General features: G+C 44.7%; 16 protein-coding genes and 2 tRNA genes. 4 read left to right on the top strand and 14 right to left on the bottom strand.

The features are described 5' to 3' along the window. Positions 1-82 precede the first annotated feature (82 nt). From infB to rlmE, 10 genes are all read right to left on the bottom strand, one after another. Positions 83-2,794 carry a translation initiation factor IF-2 gene (gene infB, locus R7F67_RS05570; protein ID WP_005380086.1) on the bottom strand — a complete coding sequence of 904 codons (2,712 nt, stop codon included), beginning with the start codon at positions 2,792-2,794 and terminating at the stop codon, positions 83-85. Positions 2,795-2,816: 22 nt separating this feature from the next. After that, positions 2,817-4,304 (bottom strand): transcription termination factor NusA, encoded by a 1,488-nt coding sequence (gene nusA / locus R7F67_RS05565; RefSeq protein ID WP_005380084.1) that lies wholly within the window; start codon positions 4,302-4,304, stop codon positions 2,817-2,819. 36 nt (positions 4,305-4,340) lie between these two features. Further along, positions 4,341-4,796, bottom strand: coding sequence for a ribosome maturation factor RimP (rimP, locus tag R7F67_RS05560; protein WP_005386424.1), 456 nt, complete (start codon positions 4,794-4,796; stop codon positions 4,341-4,343). Between the two features lie 225 nt (positions 4,797-5,021). After that, positions 5,022-5,098, bottom strand: a tRNA-Met gene (locus R7F67_RS05555). A gap of 56 nt (positions 5,099-5,154) precedes the next feature. Continuing rightward, a tRNA-Leu gene (locus R7F67_RS05550) sits at positions 5,155-5,238 on the bottom strand. A gap of 16 nt (positions 5,239-5,254) precedes the next feature. Then, entirely contained in the window at positions 5,255-5,614 is a 360-nt protein-coding gene (secG, locus tag R7F67_RS05545) for a preprotein translocase subunit SecG (protein ID WP_258475977.1), read from the bottom strand. A gap of 220 nt (positions 5,615-5,834) precedes the next feature. Beyond that, positions 5,835-7,175, bottom strand: coding sequence for a phosphoglucosamine mutase (gene glmM / locus R7F67_RS05540; protein ID WP_005388992.1), 1,341 nt, complete (start codon positions 7,173-7,175; stop codon positions 5,835-5,837). 19 nt (positions 7,176-7,194) lie between these two features. After that, positions 7,195-8,025: a dihydropteroate synthase gene (gene folP / locus R7F67_RS05535; RefSeq protein ID WP_017820419.1), complete on the bottom strand. Its 831-nt coding sequence runs from the start codon at positions 8,023-8,025 to the stop codon at positions 7,195-7,197. A 52-nt stretch (positions 8,026-8,077) separates the two neighbouring features. Continuing rightward, complete coding sequence (gene ftsH, locus R7F67_RS05530; RefSeq protein WP_017635895.1) at positions 8,078-10,051, bottom strand: ATP-dependent zinc metalloprotease FtsH; 1,974 nt, start codon at positions 10,049-10,051, stop codon at positions 8,078-8,080. Between the two features lie 108 nt (positions 10,052-10,159). Next, positions 10,160-10,789 carry a 23S rRNA (uridine(2552)-2'-O)-methyltransferase RlmE gene (gene rlmE / locus R7F67_RS05525; protein ID WP_005388985.1) on the bottom strand — a complete coding sequence of 210 codons (630 nt, stop codon included), beginning with the start codon at positions 10,787-10,789 and terminating at the stop codon, positions 10,160-10,162. A gap of 138 nt (positions 10,790-10,927) precedes the next feature. Here rlmE and yhbY point away from each other — a divergent pair, with 138 nt between their 5' ends. Next, complete coding sequence (yhbY, locus tag R7F67_RS05520; RefSeq protein ID WP_005380066.1) at positions 10,928-11,224, top strand: ribosome assembly RNA-binding protein YhbY; 297 nt, start codon at positions 10,928-10,930, stop codon at positions 11,222-11,224. Between the two features lie 84 nt (positions 11,225-11,308). Here yhbY and greA read toward each other — a convergent pair whose 3' ends face one another. Next, positions 11,309-11,782: a transcription elongation factor GreA gene (greA, locus tag R7F67_RS05515; RefSeq protein ID WP_005380065.1), complete on the bottom strand. Its 474-nt coding sequence runs from the start codon at positions 11,780-11,782 to the stop codon at positions 11,309-11,311. A gap of 545 nt (positions 11,783-12,327) precedes the next feature. Between greA and R7F67_RS05510 the strand changes: the two genes are divergently transcribed. Together R7F67_RS05510 and dacB are read left to right on the top strand one after the other, a co-directional pair. Next, positions 12,328-13,350, top strand: coding sequence for a porin (locus tag R7F67_RS05510; RefSeq protein WP_005380064.1), 1,023 nt, complete (start codon positions 12,328-12,330; stop codon positions 13,348-13,350). A 186-nt stretch (positions 13,351-13,536) separates the two neighbouring features. Beyond that, positions 13,537-14,958, top strand: a complete 1,422-nt coding sequence (gene dacB, locus R7F67_RS05505; protein WP_017820417.1) for a serine-type D-Ala-D-Ala carboxypeptidase — start codon at positions 13,537-13,539, stop codon at positions 14,956-14,958. Here dacB and R7F67_RS05500 read toward each other — a convergent pair. Together R7F67_RS05500 and tyrS are read right to left on the bottom strand one after the other, a co-directional pair. After that, positions 14,937-15,782 (bottom strand): magnesium transporter, encoded by an 846-nt coding sequence (locus R7F67_RS05500; protein WP_005380062.1) that lies wholly within the window; start codon positions 15,780-15,782, stop codon positions 14,937-14,939. The two genes, dacB and R7F67_RS05500, sit on opposite strands and share 22 nt — an antisense overlap. 418 nt (positions 15,783-16,200) lie before the next feature. Continuing rightward, positions 16,201-17,388: a tyrosine--tRNA ligase gene (gene tyrS / locus R7F67_RS05495; protein WP_017820416.1), complete on the bottom strand. Its 1,188-nt coding sequence runs from the start codon at positions 17,386-17,388 to the stop codon at positions 16,201-16,203. Between the two features lie 130 nt (positions 17,389-17,518). On the opposite strand from tyrS, the gene R7F67_RS05490 reads away from it, so the two are divergent. Beyond that, on the top strand, positions 17,519-18,811 hold the full coding sequence (locus tag R7F67_RS05490; protein ID WP_021707738.1) for a peptidoglycan DD-metalloendopeptidase family protein: 1,293 nt from the start codon (positions 17,519-17,521) through the stop codon (positions 18,809-18,811). A 65-nt stretch (positions 18,812-18,876) separates the two neighbouring features. Here R7F67_RS05490 and vmeK read toward each other — a convergent pair whose 3' ends face one another. Further along, complete coding sequence (gene vmeK, locus R7F67_RS05485; protein WP_318057095.1) at positions 18,877-21,981, bottom strand: multidrug efflux RND transporter permease subunit VmeK; 3,105 nt, start codon at positions 21,979-21,981, stop codon at positions 18,877-18,879.

Raw genomic sequence — 21,981 nt, 5'->3', positions numbered from 1 at the left:
TGGTCAAAGCCAGCCCCCCATGGTGTATTCAACAACCAATTACTACTTATCTTTCAAAGACAATATTAGTAATTTTAGTCAATTAGTCTAGAGTACGTTTAATTTCAACGATTTCGAAGACTTCGATTTGGTCACCAACGCGAACATCATTGTAGTTCTTAACGCCGATACCACATTCGTAGCCATTCTTAACTTCTTGAACGTCGTCTTTGAAACGACGTAGTGACTCTAGTTCACCTTCGTAAATAACAACGTTATCACGTAGTACACGGATTGGGTTGTTACGCTTGATCACACCTTCTGTAACCATACAACCAGCGATAGCGCCCAGTTTCGGTGACTTAAACACGTCACGAACTTCAGCAAGACCAATGATCTCTTGCTTGAATTCTGGAGCAAGCATACCGCCCATTGCTTGTTTCACTTCATCAATCAATTGGTAAATGATTGAGTAGTAACGTAAGTCAACAGCTGCGGCTTCAACAGCACGGCGAGCAGAAGCATCTGCACGAACGTTAAAGCCAAGGATGATTGCATTTGAAGCTTCCGCTAGTACTACGTCAGTTTCCGTAATACCACCTACACCAGAACCAACGATGTTCACTTTAACTTCGTCAGTAGATAGCTTAACTAGTGAGTCAGCGATTGCTTCTACAGAACCTTGAACGTCTGCTTTAAGTACAACGTTAAGTTCAGCAACTTCACCAGCAGTCATGTTAGAGAACATGTTCTCTAGTTTAGATTTCTGCTGACGAGCAAGTTTCACTTCACGGAACTTACCAGCACGGTAGTTAGCTACTTCACGCGCTTTACGCTCGTCACGAACTACTGTTGCTTCATCACCTGAAGATGGTACACCTGAAAGACCTAGGATCTCTACAGGGATAGATGGGCCAGCCGAAGTAATTTCTTTACCTAGCTCATCACGCATTGCACGAACACGGCCGTATTCTTGACCACAAAGAACGATGTCGCCTTTGTTTAGTGTACCTGATTGAACAAGTACTGTTGCAACTGGACCACGACCTTTATCTAGGCGAGATTCAACAACAACACCAGATGCCATGCCCTCAGCTACAGCTGTAAGTTCAAGAACTTCAGACTGAAGAAGGATTGCTTCTAGAAGACCATCGATGTTTGTACCCTGTTTAGCAGAGATGTGAACGAACATGTTCTCACCGCCCCACTCTTCAGGAATAACGTCGTATTGAGCAAGCTCGTTCTTAACGTTATCTGGGTTCGCGTCTTCTTTATCGATCTTGTTCACAGCAACAATTAGAGGAACGCCTGCCGCTTTCGCGTGCTGAATCGCTTCTACTGTTTGTGGCATTACGCCATCGTCTGCTGCAACTACAAGAACAACGATATCTGTTGCTTGAGCACCACGAGCACGCATTGCAGTAAACGCTGCGTGTCCAGGAGTATCAAGGAACGTGATCATGCCGTTGTCTGTTTCAACGTGGTACGCACCAATGTGCTGAGTAATACCACCCGCTTCGCCAGAAGCAACGTGTGTGCGACGGATGTAGTCAAGTGTTGACGTTTTACCGTGGTCAACGTGACCCATGATAGTAACAACTGGAGCACGTGGAACTGCTTCCGCGTTAGTGTCACGGTCAGATAGTACCGCTTCTTCCAGTTCGTTCTCTTTACGAAGAACTACTTTATGGCCCATTTCTTCAGCAACAAGTTGTGCTGTTTCTTGGTCGATCACTTGGTTGATAGTCGCCATAGCGCCCATCTTCATCATTACTTTGATAACTTCTGTCGCTTTAACCGACATCTTGTTAGCGAGTTCTGATAGAACGATCGTTTCGCCAATTACAACGTCTTGCTTAGCAACCGTTGCTGACTTATCAAACCCGTGCTGCATTGAAGTCGGCTTAGCAAGTTTGCCCTTACGACCTCTACCGCCACGTTGGTTGTTACGGCCACCGCGAGCTTGGTCGTCTTTACCCGAAGCTGCTTTTTTCTTCTTACGACGACCGCCTTCTACTTTGCGATCTGCTTCATCTTCGGCTTCACGTGCGTATTGTGAAGTCGTTACATGGTAATCTGTATCTTCCATATCACCCTTTTTCTCTTCTGCAGCAGACCAACGCTCTTTATTCTTTTCAGCCAATTCGCGAGCTTCTTCAAGCTTGCGCTGACTTTCCTCTTCAGCCTTACGCTTAGCTTCTTCTTCCTGACGACGTTTAAGCTCGTCGGCCTCTTTTCGCGCTGCTTCTTGCTTAATTTTCTCTTCAGCATCACGCTTTGCTTTTTCTTCAGCATTACGTTGTGCATTCGTATCTACGTCTCGCTTCGCTTTTTCTTCAGCTTCACGTTTCGCTTTTTCTTCCGCTTCACGTTTTGCAGCTTCTTCAGCTTCACGTTTTGCAGCTTCTTCAGCTTCACGTTTTGCAGCTTCTTCTGCTGCACGTTTTGCTGCTTCTTCTGCTTCACGTTGTGCTGCTTCTTCAGCTTCACGTTTCGCTTCATCTTCAATTGTGCTGCGCTTCACGTATGTACGTTTTTTGCGCACCTCAACCTGAACATTCTTACTCTTACCACCACCCGCGTTCACACTAAGTGTACTACGAGTTTTACGCTGAAGCGTAAGGCGAGTCGGCTCTGAATCACCTGATTTATCACCGTGTTCTTTCTTTAAATGAGAGAGAAGCTTCTGCTTCTCTTCATCAGTAACATTGTCAGAGCTCGCCTTTTTAATGCCAGCGTCAGCAAGTTGTTCAATCAAGCGGTCGACTGGCGTACCAATCTCATCACTCAGTGCTTTAACTGTTAATTGTGTCATGCCGCTTCCTCCTTGCCGAAAATTATGCTTCTTCGCCGAACCAACAGATGTTACGTGCGGCCATAATTAGCTCACCTGCACGTTCTTCGGTCAGGCCTTCGATACCTTCTAAGTCGTCAATACCTTGGTCAGCAAGATCTTCCAGTGTCGCTACACCTTTCGCTGCCAATTTAAATGCCATCTCACGCTCAAGACCTTCAAGTGCAAGTAGGTCCTCAGCTGGTTCTAGACCTTCAAAAGACTCTTCTTGTGCTAGTGCGATCGTCGTTAGTGCATCTTTTGCACGTCCACGAAGCTCTTCGATTAGTTCTTCATTCAAACCATCGATTTCTAGTAGCTCGTTAACTGGCACGTATGCGATTTCTTCTAGCGTTGAGAAACCTTCTTCAACAAGAAGTTGAGCGAAGTCTTCTTCAATATCTAGGTACTTCATGAAGTTTTCAATAGATGCTTGTGATTCTTCAGCGTGTTTCTTCTGAAGATCAGCAACTGTCATAACATTCAGTTCCCAACCTGTTAGTTGAGATGCTAGACGCACGTTTTGACCGTTACGACCAATAGCTTGCGCTAGGTTGTCAGCTTCAACTGCGATGTCCATTGAGTGTGCATCCTCATCAACGATGATAGAAGCAACATCAGCTGGCGCCATTGCGTTGATGACGAATTGAGCTGGGTTATCATCCCAAAGAACGATATCGATACGCTCACCACCAAGTTCGCCAGAAACAGCTTGTACACGTGCACCACGCATACCAACACACGCACCTACAGGGTCGATACGTTTGTCATTTGTTTTGACAGCGATCTTAGCGCGAGAACCAGGATCACGTGCTGCGCCTTTCAACTCGATAATATCTTCTGCGATTTCAGGCACTTCAACACGGAACAGTTCTGCCAACATTTCTGGCTTAGAACGAGTGATGAACAATTGGAAACCACGTGCTTCAGGCGCGACTTTGTAAAGAAGGCCACGTACGCGGTCGCCTGGACGGAAGTTTTCACGAGGAAGTTGGTCATCACGCAGGATTACCGCTTCAGCGTTATTACCAAGATCAAGCACGATTGTGTCACGGTTTACTTTTTTCACGACACCAGTGATTAGATCACCTTCATTGTCGATGAACTGTTCAACGATTTGTGCGCGCTCAGCTTCACGAACTTTTTGTACGATAACTTGCTTAGCAGTTTGAGTCGTAATACGGTCAAACGTTACTGATTCGATTTCGTCTTCTACGTAGTCGCCAAGCTCGATTGAATCATCTTCGTATTGCGCTGCTTCTAGTGAGATCTCTTTTGTAGGGTTCTCAACGTCATCAACAACTAACCAACGGCGGTAAGTTACAAATTCACCGGTTTTACGGTCAATGGCAACACGTACGTCGATTTCGATTTCGTATTTTTTCTTTGTAGAAGTTGCTAGAGCAATCTCAAGAGCCTCAAAGATACGCTCACGAGGTACCGCTTTTTCGTTCGATACCGCTTCTGCTACCGCTAAAATTTCTTTACTCATTGTATTTAGCCTCTAAGCTTAAACTTTTTTAGGGAACTAAAATTTAGGGATCAGGTTAGCTTTGGAAATGTTACTTAGAGCAAACTCTTCTTGCTGACCGTCTACAGTAATTGTCACTGTTTCGCCATCAACACCGTGGATAATACCTTTCCACTTACGACGGTTTGCTACAGCCATTTTCAATACGATGCTGACCTCGTGACCAATAAATTGCTCGTAATGTGCTGCTTTAAAAAGTGGTCTTTCTAAACCTGGAGAAGACACTTCTAGGCTGTAAGCAACAGAAATTGGATCTTCAACGTCTAAAACTGCACTAACTTGGTGGCTAACTTCTGCACAGTCGTCTACGTTAATACCATTTTCATGGTCAATGTAGATACGTAACGTTGAGTGCGCGCCTGCACGAATGAATTCTAATCCAACTAACTCATAACCTGATGCCGCTACTGGCGCGTCAAGCATTTCAGTAAGTTGTCTTTCTAAACCAGTCATTTAACCACTCCAGAAACAAAAAAAGGGCTCAGAGCCCAATCAAAAAACCAAGCAGTATCTGAGCTATTTCAAAAAGCTCAGATAACAAAAAACCCCGATAGTCGGGGTTTTATGCTGCTGGACCCTGATACGTTAAGAATAGCCAACAATTGCTTTTCTTAACTCGTAGTGTGGTTAGCACTACGCAAACTTGCCAATCTACGATTTCCTTTTAAAGAAAGAGATTGGTTGCGGGGGCCGGATTTGAACCGACGACCTTCGGGTTATGAGCCCGACGAGCTACCAAGCTGCTCCACCCCGCGTCCGACTTGCTGAGCATTATACTCGCAAACAAGTGATTTACAAGTTTGTAAATACATGGTGCCGAGAGAGGGACTCGAACCCTCACACCTAAGGCACTAGCACCTCATGCTAGCGTGTCTACCAATTTCACCATCTCGGCATCAAAACCTTACAGCTTATTGAGGAATTTCATCACCCGCTGGGGCAGGAACTTCACTCGCTGGGGCAGGAACTTCACTCGCTGCATCCTTAACTTGTTCAACAACTGGTTGACCTAACGTTGGGTCTACCCATTGTGATTCAGTCTGGTGCGTAGACATACGACCAAGTAACAAGCTAACGATAAAGAATACGGTTGCTAAAATAGCAGTTGTTCGGGTTAAGAAATTACCTGAGCCGCCAGCACCAAACACTGTGTTTGAAGCACCAGCACCGAACGAGGCTCCCATATCTGCGCCTTTACCTTGTTGAATCAACACAAGGCCAATCACACCAAGCGCTGCCAACAGGTAAATCACAAGTAGAACTGAAAACATTTTTTCCACCTATGTTCCAAATTGTTGAGCCAGCGCCGTTCAAAAGAATAAATCATTATGAACAAGGCTAGCGACCTCCTAACGGGAGGCGGAGCAATACTAGCGAAAGCCAGTAACGCTGACAAGGGAAAATTAGTAAAAAATCAATGCCAATGCGTTAAGCGCTCAAAAAAAGGGCAAAAGATGCCCTTTTCATTCAAGACATGCTTTAACGCAATGATTAACAACTTGCTTTAACAGCCTCAGCGATTTTCAATGCTGAGTGTTGAACTAGTTCACCATCTTCGCCTTCCACCATAACGCGGATCAAAGGCTCAGTGCCAGACTTACGCAGCAGTACACGCCCTTTATCACCAAGTGTCGCCTCTACTTCAGCGACAGCGTTTAATACAGCTGTAGCTTCAAGAGGGTTACTTTCTCCTGAGAAACGGACATTTTCTAAAACCTGAGGATATAATGTCATTCCTTGCGATAGTTCATATAAAGACATATCGCTGCCAATTACAGAAGCAAGTACTTGAAGTGCAGCAACAATCGCATCGCCGGTTGTGACTTTATCTAATAAGATCACATGGCCTGAGTTTTCAGCACCAATTTTCCAACCTTTTTCTAGCAGTTGCTCCATGACATAACGGTCACCAACAGCAGCACGTACAAACGGAATGCCTAGCTGCTTTAAACCATTTTCCATACCCAAGTTAGTCATTAGTGTACCAACAACACCACCCTTTAGCTCACCACGACGAAGTGCATCACGAGCGATGATATAAGCAATTTGGTCACCATCAACTTTGTTACCTAGGTGGTCGACCATAATGATGCGGTCACCATCACCATCAAATGCGAGACCAAGATGCGCTTGCTCTTCAACAACACGCTGTTGAAGAGCTCGTACGTCTGTTGCGCCCACTTTTTCATTAATGTTGATGCCGTTAGGCTCTACGCCCATAGCGATAACTTCTGCCCCAAGTTCTTTGAAAACATTTGGAGCGATGTGGTACGTTGCACCGTGCGCACAGTCTACTACGATCTTAAAGTTCGCAAGGCTCAACTCAGATGGGAAAGTACTCTTACAGAATTCGATGTAACGACCAGCTGCATCATTTAGGCGGGTTGCTTTACCAAGCTCAGCAGACTCCACACATTCAATTTCTTTATCTAACTCAGCTTCGATCGCCAATTCGATATCGTCAGGTAGCTTAGTACCCTCAGAAGAAAAGAATTTAATGCCGTTGTCGTAATATGGGTTATGTGATGCAGAAATCACAATACCAGCCTCGGCACGGAAAGTCTGAGTTAAATATGCCACAGCTGGAGTTGGCATGGGACCAGTAAATGTTGCTTTAAGTCCCGCAGCTGCAAGGCCAGCCTCTAGTGCAGATTCAAGCATATAACCTGAAATACGTGTATCTTTACCTATGATAACTTTCTTTGTGCCTTGTTTCGCTAGTACACGACCAGCAGCCCAGCCAAGCTTAAGTACGAAGTCTGGAGTGATTGGGTATTGTCCTACTTTACCGCGCACACCGTCAGTACCAAAGTAACGTCTTTCATTCGACATAAACTTTCCTTTATTATTTTTAAATATTGTTTTTCGTCATCTCAACAACTTTCATCGCTTCGATTGTCTCTTCAAAGTCATGCACGCGAATGATCTGCGCGCCTTTCATCGCGGCAATCGTAGCACAAACGACACTTGCGTTCGTACACTCTGCCGCTGGCTTGTCTAACAGTTTGAAGATCATGGATTTACGAGACATGCCAGCCAAAATAGGCAGGCCGAATTCATGAAACTTTTCAAGATGAGCAAGCATATGATAATTGTGCTCGATTGTTTTGCCAAAGCCAAACCCAGGATCGAGAATCAGTTGAGATTTATCAATCCCTGCTGCTTCACACGCCGCGATACGTTCTTCTAGAAAAGCCGACACGTCCCCCATTAAATCATCATAATGAGGGTCAACTTGCATGGTCCTAGGCTGACCTTTCATATGCATCAGACAAATTGGAAGGTTTGCTTCTGCTGCGACTTCCAGAGCACCTGGCTCTTGCAGCGAGCGGATGTCATTGATCAAATCAGCCCCAGCATCAATTGCTTGACGCATCACTTCTGCTTTACTGGTGTCAACGGAAATCCATACATCATATTTTTCACGAATGGCTTTGATTACTGGGACAACACGCCTAAGCTCTTCTTCCAAAGACACATCCGGTGCACCAGGTCTTGTTGATTCACCACCAACATCAACAATACTTACACCAGCCTTTATCATTTTATCAACTTGAGCAAGAGCAAGTTCAATTGAGTTGTATTTACCGCCATCCGAAAAGGAATCCGGTGTCACATTTAGAATGGCCATGACATGTGGACGCGAAAGGTCCAAAGATTTGTTATTTGCTGTAATCATCATCATAAACACAAAAACCCCGAGATAACTCGGGGTTTAATATTATCGATACTCTTTATTCAGAGTCTTTCTTTTCAGGCGCTTCGTTAGAAGTTGTTTCAGAAGAGCTAGGCTGTTCTGCATCTTTCGCAGTCTCCGTTGCTTCTTCTTTAACTTCTTGCTTTGCTTGAGGCTTGTCGCTGTCTTCTGGTTTGCTTGCTGAGTTATCACTCCAGCCCGCAGGCTCACGAATTTCAGCTTTGCGCTCCATTAAGTCATCAATCTGGCGAGCATCAATGGTTTCATACTTCATCAGCGCATCTTTCATCGCATGCATGATATCCATGTTCTCTTGAAGAATCTTCTTCGCACGATCGTAGTTGCGGTCAATGATCTGACGAACTTCGTCATCAATCAACTTCGCTGTATCGTCAGACACATGTTTAGTCTGAGTTACACTACGTCCTAAGAACACTTCGCCTTCATCTTCTGCATACAGCAGAGGGCCAAGCTTTTCAGAGAAACCCCATTGAGTAACCATCTTACGAGCAATATCTGTTGCGCGCTCGATATCATTAGAAGCACCGGTTGATACTTTGTCAGCACCGTAGATAAGTTCTTCTGCTAAACGACCACCGTACAAGCTAGAAATCATTGATTCTAGGTGTTGGCGAGACATACTCACGCGGTCCTGCTCTGGAAGGTACATTGTTACACCCAACGCACGACCACGTGGAATGATAGACACTTTGTACACTGGATCGTGTTCAGGAACCAAGCGACCAACAATCGCGTGACCCGCTTCGTGGTATGCGGTTGACTCTTTCACTTCCTCAGACATCACCATTGAACGGCGCTCAGCACCCATCATGATTTTGTCTTTCGCCAGTTCAAACTCAACCATAGAAACGTTGCGCTTGTTACCTCGCGCAGCAAACAAGGCTGCTTCGTTAACTAAGTTTGCTAGGTCAGCACCAGAGAAGCCTGGTGTACCACGTGCGATGAGAGAAGGCTCTACATCACCCGCTAGAGGGACCTTACGCATGTGAACTTTTAGGATCTGTTCACGGCCACGTACATCTGGAAGACCAACTACTACTTGGCGGTCAAAACGACCAGGACGCAGTAACGCAGGGTCCAGCACATCCGGACGGTTAGTCGCAGCTATAACGATAATACCTTCGTTACCTTCGAAACCATCCATCTCAACGAGCATTTGGTTTAGTGTTTGTTCACGTTCATCATGACCACCACCAACACCTGCGCCACGTTGACGACCTACCGCATCGATCTCATCGATAAAGATGATACAAGGTGCAGCTTTCTTTGCTTGTTCAAACATGTCACGCACACGAGATGCACCAACACCAACGAACATTTCTACGAAATCAGAACCAGAGATAGTAAAGAATGGTACTTTCGCCTCACCGGCAATGGCTTTCGCTAGAAGCGTTTTACCCGTACCAGGAGGACCAACCATTAGAACACCCGTTGGAATCTTACCGCCCAGCTTTTGGAAGCGGCTTGGATCGCGTAGGTAGTCCACCAGCTCTTTCACGTCTTCTTTTGCTTCGTCACAACCTGCAACGTCAGCAAAAGTTGTCTTGATTTGTTCTTCGCTCATCATTCGAGCTTTGCTCTTACCAAAAGACATGGCGCCTTTACCACCGCCGCCTTGCATTTGACGCATGAAGAAAATCCATACACCAATTAGTAAGATCATTGGGAACCAAGAGATGAAGATAGTACCCAGCAAGCTTTGCTCTTCTGGAGGCGTGCCTTGTACTTTCACGTTTTGGTTAATTAGGTCATCTAGAAGCTTTTGGTCATACACTGGCATGTAAGTGACCATTTTGGCACCGCCGCCACGACGAACAAAGCTAATTTCACCGTCTTTAAAAGTTGCTTCTTGAATCTGGCCTTGGCCAACTTCCTGTACAAACGTGGTGTAATCCACGGTTCTGCCATTGCTTTCTCCAGGGCCAAAGCTCTGGAATACCGACATCAATACGACGGCGATAACAAGCCACAGAATTAAATTTTTTGCCATGTCACTCAAGGTGTAAGCCTCTCGATAACTAATTGTAATTAAAGGTAGGGTACTACAGTTCATTAACTGTAGCTATAGTGTTAACACGCTCTCAAGAGAGCAAAATGGTTAACCTTTGTAACCAGTGGCTACGACGAAGACCTCTCGAGAGCGAGCTCGCGATGAGTCTGGTTTTCTAATTTTTACGGCTTTAAACATGTCTCGGACTTCTTTCACATACTGATCGAAGCCTTCCCCTTGGAAAACCTTTACGACAAAGCTACCATTAGGCGCTAGAACTTGTCGACACATATCTAAAGCTAATTCAACTAAATACATAGCGCGAGGTTGATCAACAGAATTGTTTCCCGCGATGTTAGGCGCCATATCAGACATTACTACGTCTACCATGGAAGGTTGGATCCTTTCTAGCAAAGCTTCCAATACCGCATCATCACGAAAGTCGCCTTGTAAAAAGCTAACGCCAGCAATCGGGTCCATAGGAAGCAAGTCACACGCGATGATCTGACCACTGTCCCCTACTATCTTAGCAGCATATTGAGACCATCCGCCCGGCGCAGCCCCCAAGTCGACGACTGTCATTCCAGGCTTTAACAATTTATCTTTCGTTTGAATCTCATCGATCTTGAAATAAGCACGTGAGCGGTAGCCTTTTTTTCGGGCTTCATTCGCGTATTTATCATCAAAGTGTTCTTTCAACCAACGACCAGAACTAGCCGAATGTTTTTGTTTACTCATTTTAATCCCAACAAGGCACAAATTGGAGCTATTGTTTTAATAGGCGCTACCTATTACTCAATAAATTATAGTCTTCAGCAATAGATGGCGTTAAAATAGCTTTTTTCAACCCTTATTTTAAAGAAAATTGGCCGCGTAATGAACCTAAGCACCAAACAAAAGCAGCACCTTAAAGGCCTAGCTCACAGTTTAAAACCTGTTGTGCTAATGGGCGCAAATGGACTTACAGAAGCCGTGCTAGCAGAAATTGAAATCGCTCTTAACCATCACGAACTTATCAAAGTAAAAGTTGCTTCGGAAGATCGTGAAACAAAACAGCTAATCATCGACGCTATCGTACGTGAGACGGGCGCTGAAAAAGTTCAGACTATTGGTAAAGTGCTTGTGCTATATCGCCAGTCTGAAGAGCGTAAAATCGAAATCCCTCGTAAGTAACTCTACTTACGTTGCTGAAGAAAAAAGGTCGCCTGAGGCGACCTTTTTGCGTTTTATCAGAGTAGTAATGCTACTCCAAACGACTTAGATATATTCTACTCGGTCAATTTCGAAGTCTTTCGCGCCACCTGGAGTTTGAATAGCAACTTCATCGCCTTCCATCTTACCAATCAGGCCACGAGCAATAGGTGAGCTCACTGAAATGCGACCTGCTTTGATATCGGCTTCGTCATCACCAACGATTTGGTACGTTTTTTCTTCTTCGGTGTCGATATCAATCAAGGTTACGGTTGAACCAAAAATAACTTTACCCGTGTTCTCCATCTTCGTTACATCAATAACTTGAGCAACTGACAGTTTGTATTCAATGTCACGGATTTGTGCTTCACAAATGCCCTGCTCTTCACGAGCGGCGTGATATTCAGCATTCTCTTTTAAATCACCTAGCTCACGAGCTTCAGCAATTGCCTCTGAGATCTGAGGACGTAGTTTAAGTAGACGATCGAGTTCTGCACGTAGCTTTTGCTCGCCACGTAGTGTCATTGGAACTTTTTCCATTTTATAACCTCAAGCCCAAATGGGTCTTTGGACAAAAAAAGCCCACCCTGTCATAGGACTGGGTAGTGCGCTTAAAGATGTATTTCGTTTAGTGTAAACAAACTCCCGGACGAAATCATCTTAATTCGAAAGACAGCAAGACTATGCCTTTTCGGCATAATGATATAACTCACTTTTAGAGCGGTTCTAGGGCGAATCACCTTCTCAATTTATTGAAAAACAACACTGTTCATTACACCAAAAACCTCAAAAAAGATAAAAACTAATCAATGTCAGGCCAATGTCATTGCCAATAATTTCAATCAAAAACAGTAATTTAAATAAAAACAACGCACAATTGAACAGTGTTCATCAGTGGGATTTATATCATTTTACTAACTCATACGGAAACTTTAGCAGTAAAACATGTCCAGCGAGTTGTTAGATCAATGGCTTACAAGTGCGAACTATATCGCTCAATTAGCCAATTTTGGACCAACAACTTGTGAGAGATCACCTCTCCCCCATACAACAATGATTATGGACAGCTAACTAGGACAAATAAGATGAAAAAGACTCTAATTGCTCTTTCTGTATCTGCAGCAGCTATGGCAACTGGCGTAAACGCAGCTGAACTTTACAACCAAGACGGTACTTCTCTAGAAATGGGCGGCCGTGCTGAAGCACGTCTATCTATGAAAGATGGCGACGCTCAAGACAAATCTCGCATCCGTCTAAACTTCCTTGGTAAACAAGAAATCAATGACAACCTATACGGTGTTGGTTTCTGGGAAGGTGAATTTGAGACTGCTCAAAACGGTACTGTAGACGGCGACGACAAGAGCGATCTAGAAACTCGTCTTGCTTACGCTGGTCTTGGCGGTGCTTACGGTGAGTTCGCATACGGTAAAACTGAAGGTGCACTAGGCGTTATCACTGACTTCACAGATATCATGGCTTACCACGGTAACTCTGCAGCAGACAAACTAGCTGTATCAGACCGTACAGACAACATGATGGCTTACAAAGGCCAGTTTGAAAACCTAAGCGTAAAAGCAAGCTACCGCTTCGCTGATCGTATGGAAAACAAAAACACTGGTGAGTACTACGACAACAAACAAGACGGTTACTCTCTATCTGCAATCTACGCTCTAGCTGACACTGGTCTTGAGCTAGGTGCTGGTTACGCAGATCAAGACAAAGCTAACGAGTACATGCTAGCTGCATCTTACACAATGTCTGATCTTTACTTCGCTGGTGTATTCACTGACGGCGAGAAAATGGAAGATTCAAACAACAGTAACACAGTTGATTACACTGGTTACGAGCTAGCGGGTGCTTACACTCTAGGCCAAACAGTATTTACAACATCATACAACAATGCAGAAACTAACAACGAAACTTCTGCAAACAACTTCGCTGTTGATGCTTCTTACTACTTCAAGCCTAACTTCCGTGGTTACATTTCTTACAACTTCAACCTGATTGATGCAGGTGACAAGTTTGGTTCAACTGACACGAGCAAAACAGTTGCAACTAAGATCGATGCTGAAGACGAGCTAGCTCTAGGTCTACGTTACGACTTCTAATTCCGGTCTTTGACTAGAATATCGAATGCCCGCTTTAAGCGGGCATTTTTTATACTTAATTTTAAGCAGCGCGCCTTTCTCTCGTGTCTCATTCATGAAGACATTTGAAGCATTTCTTTAGTTACCTAGCATATTGAAAGGACTTGCGTATACTCAATCACATAACTCACCTTAGAAAGTATCATTATGCGTTTACGTTGGCCCTTGCTCATATTCTCTTCATTACTTTCTGCTTTTTCACAAGCGTACCCTCATCAAGAAGTGCTGCCTGAAGGCGCCCGCATCAGTTTAGTTGCGGAAAAACTCAGTGAAAATGCTGAGCTTGACGGTGTTCATCCTACCGAACAACTGTTCCCACCAGCGAGTACATTAAAAATCGTCACCGCATTAGCCGCAAAGCTAGAACTGGGTGATAATTTCCGGTTTCGAACCAAGCTGGAAACGTCGAACTCAGATGCAGTGATTTACTTTGTCGGCGACCCAACACTCCAAACCAACGACTTAAAATCACTTCTCACTCTAGCTAAGAAAAATGGCTTAAAACGGATTAACGGTGACCTATGGCTCGATAACAGCGCATTCACTGGTTATAACCGTGCGGTGGGCTGGCCGTGGGATATCTTGGGAGTTTGCTACAGCGCTCCGGCATCGACCATCACACTCAATAACAACTGTGTACAAGCCTCTATCTATACACAAAAAGATGGTGGAACGCGGGTCTACGTACCAGAGCATCAACCTATTCGTGTCACAAGTACCGTAGAAACAGTTTCTAAAACCATTAAGAAAAGTCGTCATTGTGACTTAGGTTTAGTTGCAAATCCCGATAACAACTACAAGCTAACAGGGTGCTTGGTTGAAAGAGACAAACCATTGCCACTGAAATTTGCGGTTCAAGACCCTGAGCGTTACACCAGTCAAAGGTTGGCGACTTTGCTCAAGGAGCTCAACATTGGGGTATCAGGAAAGATTAGGGTCGGTACGGCGCCAGAAAAGCAGCGAAAGCTCATCGCAATGCATCAATCAAAGGCCTTACCAGACATTCTTGAAGATATGCTCAAAAACTCTGACAACTTGATTGCCGACACATTAACCAAAACACTTGGTGCTAAATTTTTCGTTCAGCCAGGCAGTTTTACTAACGGTACAGAAGCGATCAAGCAGATCATTTTCGCCAACACTGGTATTGATATTCGTAATGCGCGCCTAGAAGACGGCTCAGGACTTTCGCGAAATAACCGGATCTCCGCGACCAAGATGGCTGAAATGCTGCGCTATATTTGGAAGCATGAAAACGAACTCAAATTGATTGCCATCATGCCGAAATCAGGTGAATCCGGCACATTAAAGTACCGACAAAGTATGCGAAAACTTCCAATTAAAGGACAGCTGATAGCGAAAAGTGGCTCTATCTACGGGACTTACAATATGGCTGGATATGGCTTGGATAAAAATGGTCAACCTAACACCATTTTTGTTCAGTTTGTTTCAGACTACTTCCCAGAAAAACGGGACGACAACACACCTGTCATCGCCCCGATTACACATTTTGAGCAGCTTTTTTACAATGACATTGTGAACTTTAGTCAGGCAATACCTAAGAAATAGTTCACCACGTTAAAGTAAATCCACATTCCTGAAATATCGACGATAGACGCAAGAACTGGACTCACCAATACGGCTGGGTCCAACTTGCAAGCTCGTGCAATAATTGGCAACAGCCCGCCCAATGTTGTAGAAATGGTGACTTGAATGAACAGCGCAACTGCTATTGCCAGTGCGATATCGGTCAGTTCAAAGCCTCCTGTTGATTGTCCTGCACTAAATAACATAATGCGTCCAATCATCACGATAGCGATCGCTAGCGCAATAAATAGAGCGACTCGGCTCTCTTTCCACAAAACTTCTAACCATTGGCGTTTTTTTAACTCTCCAGTAGCAAGAGCACGAATCACTAAAGTTGCTGCTTGTGTTCCTGTGTTACCACCAGCAGCTGCAATCACTGGCATGTACACTGCAAGTAAAACAAGCTGACTAAGGGTGTCCTCATACTGAGCAATGATCAAGCCTGACACTATCCCTAAAAGAGCCAGTGCAATGATCCACCCAATACGCTGCTTCACGTGCCCCAAAACACTAGTCGATAAATAACCATCAGGTGTATCAACTTCAGACATATGCAGACCTAATTGGTGAGCATAATGACGTGCGCGTTTGTCATGGCCTGCTTGCTCAAGTTGAGCAATAAGACTATTCACATAGCCGACAGAGCAATGCTGTAAAATACCTACAGCCTCATCAATCGGCATAACCGTAAGCAAATGGACTTGTTGCTCTTGCTCGTACTGCAAGAATGCATTGCGAGCTGCACCAATTTCTACTTCAGAAAAGTTTGGTGTTGTTTCAATAAAAGTGTTGTTCATTACCGTCATGGCGAATCTCCCGATTGGCATTGGTAACGACCATCGACAAAGCATGAAAAGCCACTCTTGCACGCTAAAAGTCAGACAACAAATAAGATGCACAGAGAAAACCAATGCGAATGCACTGTCTATTCAGAATGTATGAAGGAAATAACGAGAAAAAAATTAGAAAAGATGCCTCACCACTTAGGTAAGGCGGAGATCGCCAATACCGAAGCGGGTTATTTCGCTCCCTTAATCTTACTCACCCAACGACTGGGAGGATGGTCGGTATTGTTCATGTAAATCTCCGATAGCGCTGCCATTATTGGCAGCGCAAGTATAGTAGCAAAGTTCATCAGGTATGGAAGTTTTACTTTGCCGTTTTTGCTAAATTTTCATACAAAAAAAGCGCCCTTCGGACGCTTTCATTTGCAGTCATTATGGATTACTGAATAGTAATACGAGCAAATTTACGTTTGCCTACTTGGAACACGTAAGTACCCGCTTCTGGAGCAAATTTGCTGTCCGCAATTTTTTCACCATCAATCTTCACAGCGCCCTGCTTAACCATGCGCATCGCATCTGACGATGATGGACATAAACCTGCTTCTTTCAACAGATTACTCACTGGGCGACCTGCGTCAAAGTCAAACTCTGGCATTTCATCAGGAATTTGGTTCTTCGCAAAACGGTTTACGAATTCTTGCTCTGCTGCATCGGCATCGGCTTCACTGTGGAAACGAGCAATAATTTCTTTTGCTAGCAATACTTTGATGTCACGAGGGTTTTTGCCCGCTTCTACATCAGCTTTGAATTGAGCAATCTCTTCCAGAGGACGGAAAGAGAGCAGCTCGTAGTAGCTCCACATTAAGTCATCAGAAATAGACATGATTTTACCAAACATTTCGCTTGGCGCTTCGCTGATACCGATGTAGTTGTTTGCTGACTTAGACATCTTCTTCTCGCCATCAAGGCCCACTAGAAGCGGCATCATCAGTACAACCTGAGGTTTTTGACCGTGAGACTTTTGCAGTTCACGACCCATTAGAAGGTTGAACTTCTGGTCTGTACCACCTAATTCAACATCCGTTTCCATTGCTACTGAGTCCCAACCTTGTAGAAGTGGGTACATGAACTCATGAATAGCAATTGGCTGACCACCCGCGTAACGCTTTTTAAAGTCGTCACGCTCTAGCATACGAGCAACGGTTTGGTTTGCCGCAAGGCGAATCATACCTTCTGCGCCCAATTCAGACAGCCACTCAGAGTTAAACTGAATTTTAGTCTTTGCAGGATCGAGAATTTTGAACACTTGCTCTTTGTACGTTTCAGCGTTACGCAATACGTCTTCGCGACTTAGCGGTGGACGAGTTGTGTTTTTACCTGTCGGGTCACCAACCATTGCAGTGAAGTCACCGATTAGGAACGTCACTTCATGACCTAGTTCTTGGAACAAGCGAAGCTTATTGAAAATAACCGTATGACCTAGGTGAATGTCAGGTGCTGTTGGATCAGCGCCCAATTTAATACGTAGAGGACGGTCTTCTTTTAGTTTTGCGATTAGCTCTTCTTCTGGAATCAGCTCTTCAACACCGCGCTTAATCTCGGCTAGTGCAGCTTCAATGCTCGCCATTCTTGTTCACTCCCACAGATTTGGCAAAAATATAATAGCTGAACATATTACTTGAATAGCGATGCATTTTGAAACACGTTAGACTAGGTAGTTGTCACTTTTTCCGTTTAATTTAGCAATCAAGTACCTCATGCATTCGATTTTTGTCCGACTTCCACTCTTGCACAAAGTATTGATCGGTTTTTTTAGTGCGCTGATTATCTTCGCGCTCTTCTTTTTACCTGATCCGCAAGACCTAGACCCGCAGCAGAGCCGATTAAAAGTTGGTCAACATTATCCTGTGCCAGTTTCCCTCGAACTCAGTGCACTAAATAGTTCATCGCCTGCGGTTCCCGCCGTGCTGCGCTGGGAGACATACAAGGTAAAAAATGGCGAGAGTGCTGCCATCTTATTTAGTCGCGTAGGGCTTTCTGCTCGTCTATTACATGAACTGGTGTCATCAGACAAAGAAGTGGAAAAACAGTTAACTCGGCTTCGACCTGGTGACCGATTGCAATTTGGTTTTGACGAAAATAGCGACTTGGTGCAGCTAAGAAGAACACTAAGCGCGTTCGAGACTTTTCGTATCACATTAAAAGACGGCAAGTACGTTTCTGAAGTTGATAAAAAAGAAGTCGACTTCCAGTACAACTACGCTGAAGCCACCATCAAATCAAACTTTTGGAATGCAGGAATATCTTCTGGATTAAATGGTAACCAAATCATGGAACTGGCTGGCATATTTGGTTGGGACATCGACTTTGCTTTAGATATTCGTAAAAACGACAGCTTCCGAGTACTTTACCAAGAGGAAGTGGTAGAAGGTGAAGTAATCGGCCGTGGAAAAATCATTGCTGCGATCTTTAAAAACCAAGGCGATACCTTTACCGCAATATTGGATCAGAAAAGTGGCAAGTATTACGACGAAAATGGGCGTGCAATGAAAAAAGCATTCTTACGCGCGCCGTTGGATTTCCGTCGAGTTTCGTCTAATTTCAACCCACGCCGCTTACATCCAGTGACGGGACGCGTTCGTCCTCATAGAGGCACGGACTATGCGGCACCGGTGGGTACCCCGATTTGGGCAGCTGGTGATGGCGTCGTTCAAAAATCGTCTTACAACAAATTTAATGGTAACTACGTTTTCATTAAACATAGTAATACTTACATTACCAAGTACCTGCACTTAACCAAACGTACTGTACGAGCTGGTCAACGCGTTAAGCAAGGCCAAACCATCGGTACGCTTGGCGGAACTGGCCGTGTAACTGGCCCTCACCTGCACTATGAGTTCCTTGTGAATGGTGTCCATAAAAACCCGCGCACGGTGAATTTGCCACAATCTAAATCCCTGACAGGAAAAGCGAGACAAACTTTCATGGCAAACGCGAAAGTTAGCATGGACAAGCTTGAACGCTACAGCAAACTGTTAGCAATGAAGTAAGGCAAGGTATTGAAAAGGGCAGCTTCGCTGCCCTTTTTGTTTTGTCGATATCATCACGATAAAGCTTACTGTTCGAAGTGATGCTCTCTCCCGAGCATAAGCAAACACGGTGTCAGAACTAACGTTAGCAAAGTCGCAAACGCCAAACCACCCGCGACAGCGGTCGCAAGCTGAGACCACCATTGAGTGCTTGGTGCGCCAAACTCCACTTTCTGATTAACTAAGTCGATGTTCATTTCTAACACCATTGGCAATAAGCCTAATATGGTGGTCACCGTCGTAAGTAAAACGGGTCTTAAACGCTGCACACCCGTACGCAAAATAGCCTCAGATTTTTCTAAGCCACGTTTACGCATCTGATTATAAGTATCGATTAAAACAATATTGTTGTTTACCACGATACCAGCCAACGCAATCACTCCAATTCCCGACATAATGATGCCAAATGGCTTTTGGAAAATAAGTAACCCAGCGAAGACACCAACGGTAGAAAACAGCACTGCACTAAGGATTAAGAAAGCTTGATAAAAGCTATTAAACTGCGTAATTAAAATCAAAGCCATCACACCAAGCGCGACAATAAAAGCATTTTGCAAGAATGCTGATGAGTTTTCCTGCTCTTCATTTTGACCCCGAATCTTATATTCAATGCCTTCTGGTAAGTCGAGCTGTTCCATTCCAGCGGCAATCTTAGGTAACTCAAGCGCCAAATTGTAACCTTCCACCATATCCGCTTTAATATTGATAACTCGATGACCGTCGACCCGACGAATAGTGTCTTGCTTATGATCTGGTTTGATTTGAGCAAAATTCGTAATCGGTACTAGACCAGCTGCCGTTTTCACTCTCAGCTGATCAAATCGACCTATGTCGCGCTTATCTTGCGGATAGCGCACCAAAATATCGACTTCTTCATCCGCATCATCGGGCAAATAATCGCCTATTTTCAAGCCGTTCGTAACAAACTGGACGGTATTCCCGACTAAAGTAGCATCCGCTGCAAAGCGAGAGGCGTCATCTCGCTGGATATCAATTTGCCAATCAATCCCTTCCTTATTAGTGGTATCACTCAAGTTGGTCAGTGCAGGATTACCATCAGCCCAATGTCGTACTTTTTTGGCTGCTTCATCTAACGCACTAACACTCAAATTTCGTGATGACACTTCAATCACGAGATCATGCTCGACAGGCGGCCCTGCGTCCGGGAATTTATACTCAAGTTCAACACCATAAAAGCGGTCTGTCGTCTCTTTTAGTTCCTCAATAATGGTTTTCACTTTGCGTCGATACTGCCAATCCACAGGCGTTATTTGAATCTGGCCAATCTCGTCCCCATTATCGCTCGATCCTGTGCGCGTGTAGACACTTTCAAACTCGTCATGACCGAGCATCACCTTCTCGATTTCGCGCATAACAACATCTTTTTCGTGAATAGACAGGTCACCATAAGAACGAACTTTAACGGTAAAAAAGGCAGGGTCCACCTCAGGGAAAAACTCTGCACCCAAGCCAGCTTTGTTGTAAGTGAAGCCGACACCTGCCGCTAGCAGTATCGCGCTGAGTAAGACTTTCCATGGATGACGAATCGCTACCGACAGAGTCTGGTAATAAAGCTTGGTAATGCCAGTCGCTTTTTCAAAGTTGCCGTTATGCAGCTCCACCATTTCTCGCTGAGCTTTCTGATTGACTACTTGAGGCTTGCCAATGATCCCACCGATGACAGGAACGAACAATAAAGCCATCATCAGCGAAGCGGCCAAGGTAGCAATTAAAGTAAGTGGTAAGTACTTCATGAACTCACCAGTGATGTCTGGCCAGAAAAGTAACGGAGCAAACGCAGCCAATGTGGTTGCTGTGGATGCGGTAATAGGCCAGGCCATTCGCTTTGCTGCATCTCGATAGGCTTCTTTACGTGGCGTTCCTTCTTGCATGCGCCGATCTGCAAACTCTGTCACCACAATGGCACCATCCACCAACATGCCTACCGCCATAATTAAAGCAAACAGTACGACGATATTGACCGTCAGCCCAAATACCGATAACACCAACAACCCAGTCAAGAACGATCCTGGAATAGAAATCCCCACGAGAAGCGCGGTCCTAACCCCCAATATGGCAATAATGACGATAACTACGAGGATAATTGCGGATAAGATATTGTTTTGTAGATCACTGAGCATCAATTTGACATCGTCGGATTGATCCCAAGTATATTTAACTTGCAAATTGTCGGGCCACTCGGCGCGCTTCTGTCCCAGAGCCAGTACTTCTTTTACCAGCTCAACCGTTTCAATGATGTTTTCCCCTGCCCGTTTTTTTACGTCCAAAACGATGGCAGATTCGCCATCTAAACGAGCAAAACTTTCAGGATCGCGAAATGCACGTCGTACTGTCGCCACATCGCCAAAAGTGATCACCTCTTTGCCATTCACCTTGATCGGTAGTTCAAGCACATCTTTCAGTGAATCAAAAACCGATGGGACTTTTACCGAAAAGCGTCCATACCCAGTATCGACAAACCCCGCAGCCACAACTCGGTTATTCAAGGCAATTAAATTATAGATGTCCGCTTGATCGAGACCGTAGCTTTCCATCAATAGCGGATCGACAACTATCTCCACGATGTCTTCGCGATCCCCTGCGATTTCAACTTCAAGAACCTGACGGAAACTCTCCAAACGATCACGTAGCGTTCTGGCAATCTGTACAATGGTCCGCTCTGGTACGGTGCCATATAGAACAACAGTCAAAACAGGCTCTTCAGATGCAAACGTGACTTCGTTTACCGTCGGCTCATCACTGTCCTCTGGTAATTTTGGCTTTGCAAGATCAACCGCATCACGCACATCTGCCATCGCTTTATCAAGATCCACTCCGACACTAAACTCCAGCGTCACCGAAGCATGACCTTCTGATGCCACAGAGGTCATCTCTTTTACGCCTTCAATAGAGCGCAGCTCTTGCTCTATTGGACGAACCAATAAACGCTCGGCATCGACAGGAGAAATGCCTTGATGTCCAACAGAAACATAAATGATCGGAATGGTAATATCAGGGCTCGATTCCTTGGGGATTGTGACGTAAGTAATGACACCTGCAATTAATATCATCACCAACAATGTCAGCATAGTGCGAGCGCGAGATAACGCAGCATCAATCAGAGTGTACAT

Origin of the sequence: Vibrio sp. YT-17, assembly GCF_033337375.1 — a bacterium.
GTDB classification, from domain to species: domain Bacteria; phylum Pseudomonadota; class Gammaproteobacteria; order Enterobacterales; family Vibrionaceae; genus Vibrio; species Vibrio alginolyticus.
Note: the sequence above shows the minus strand (reverse complement) of the source record. Positions and strands in the feature narration are given on the sequence as shown.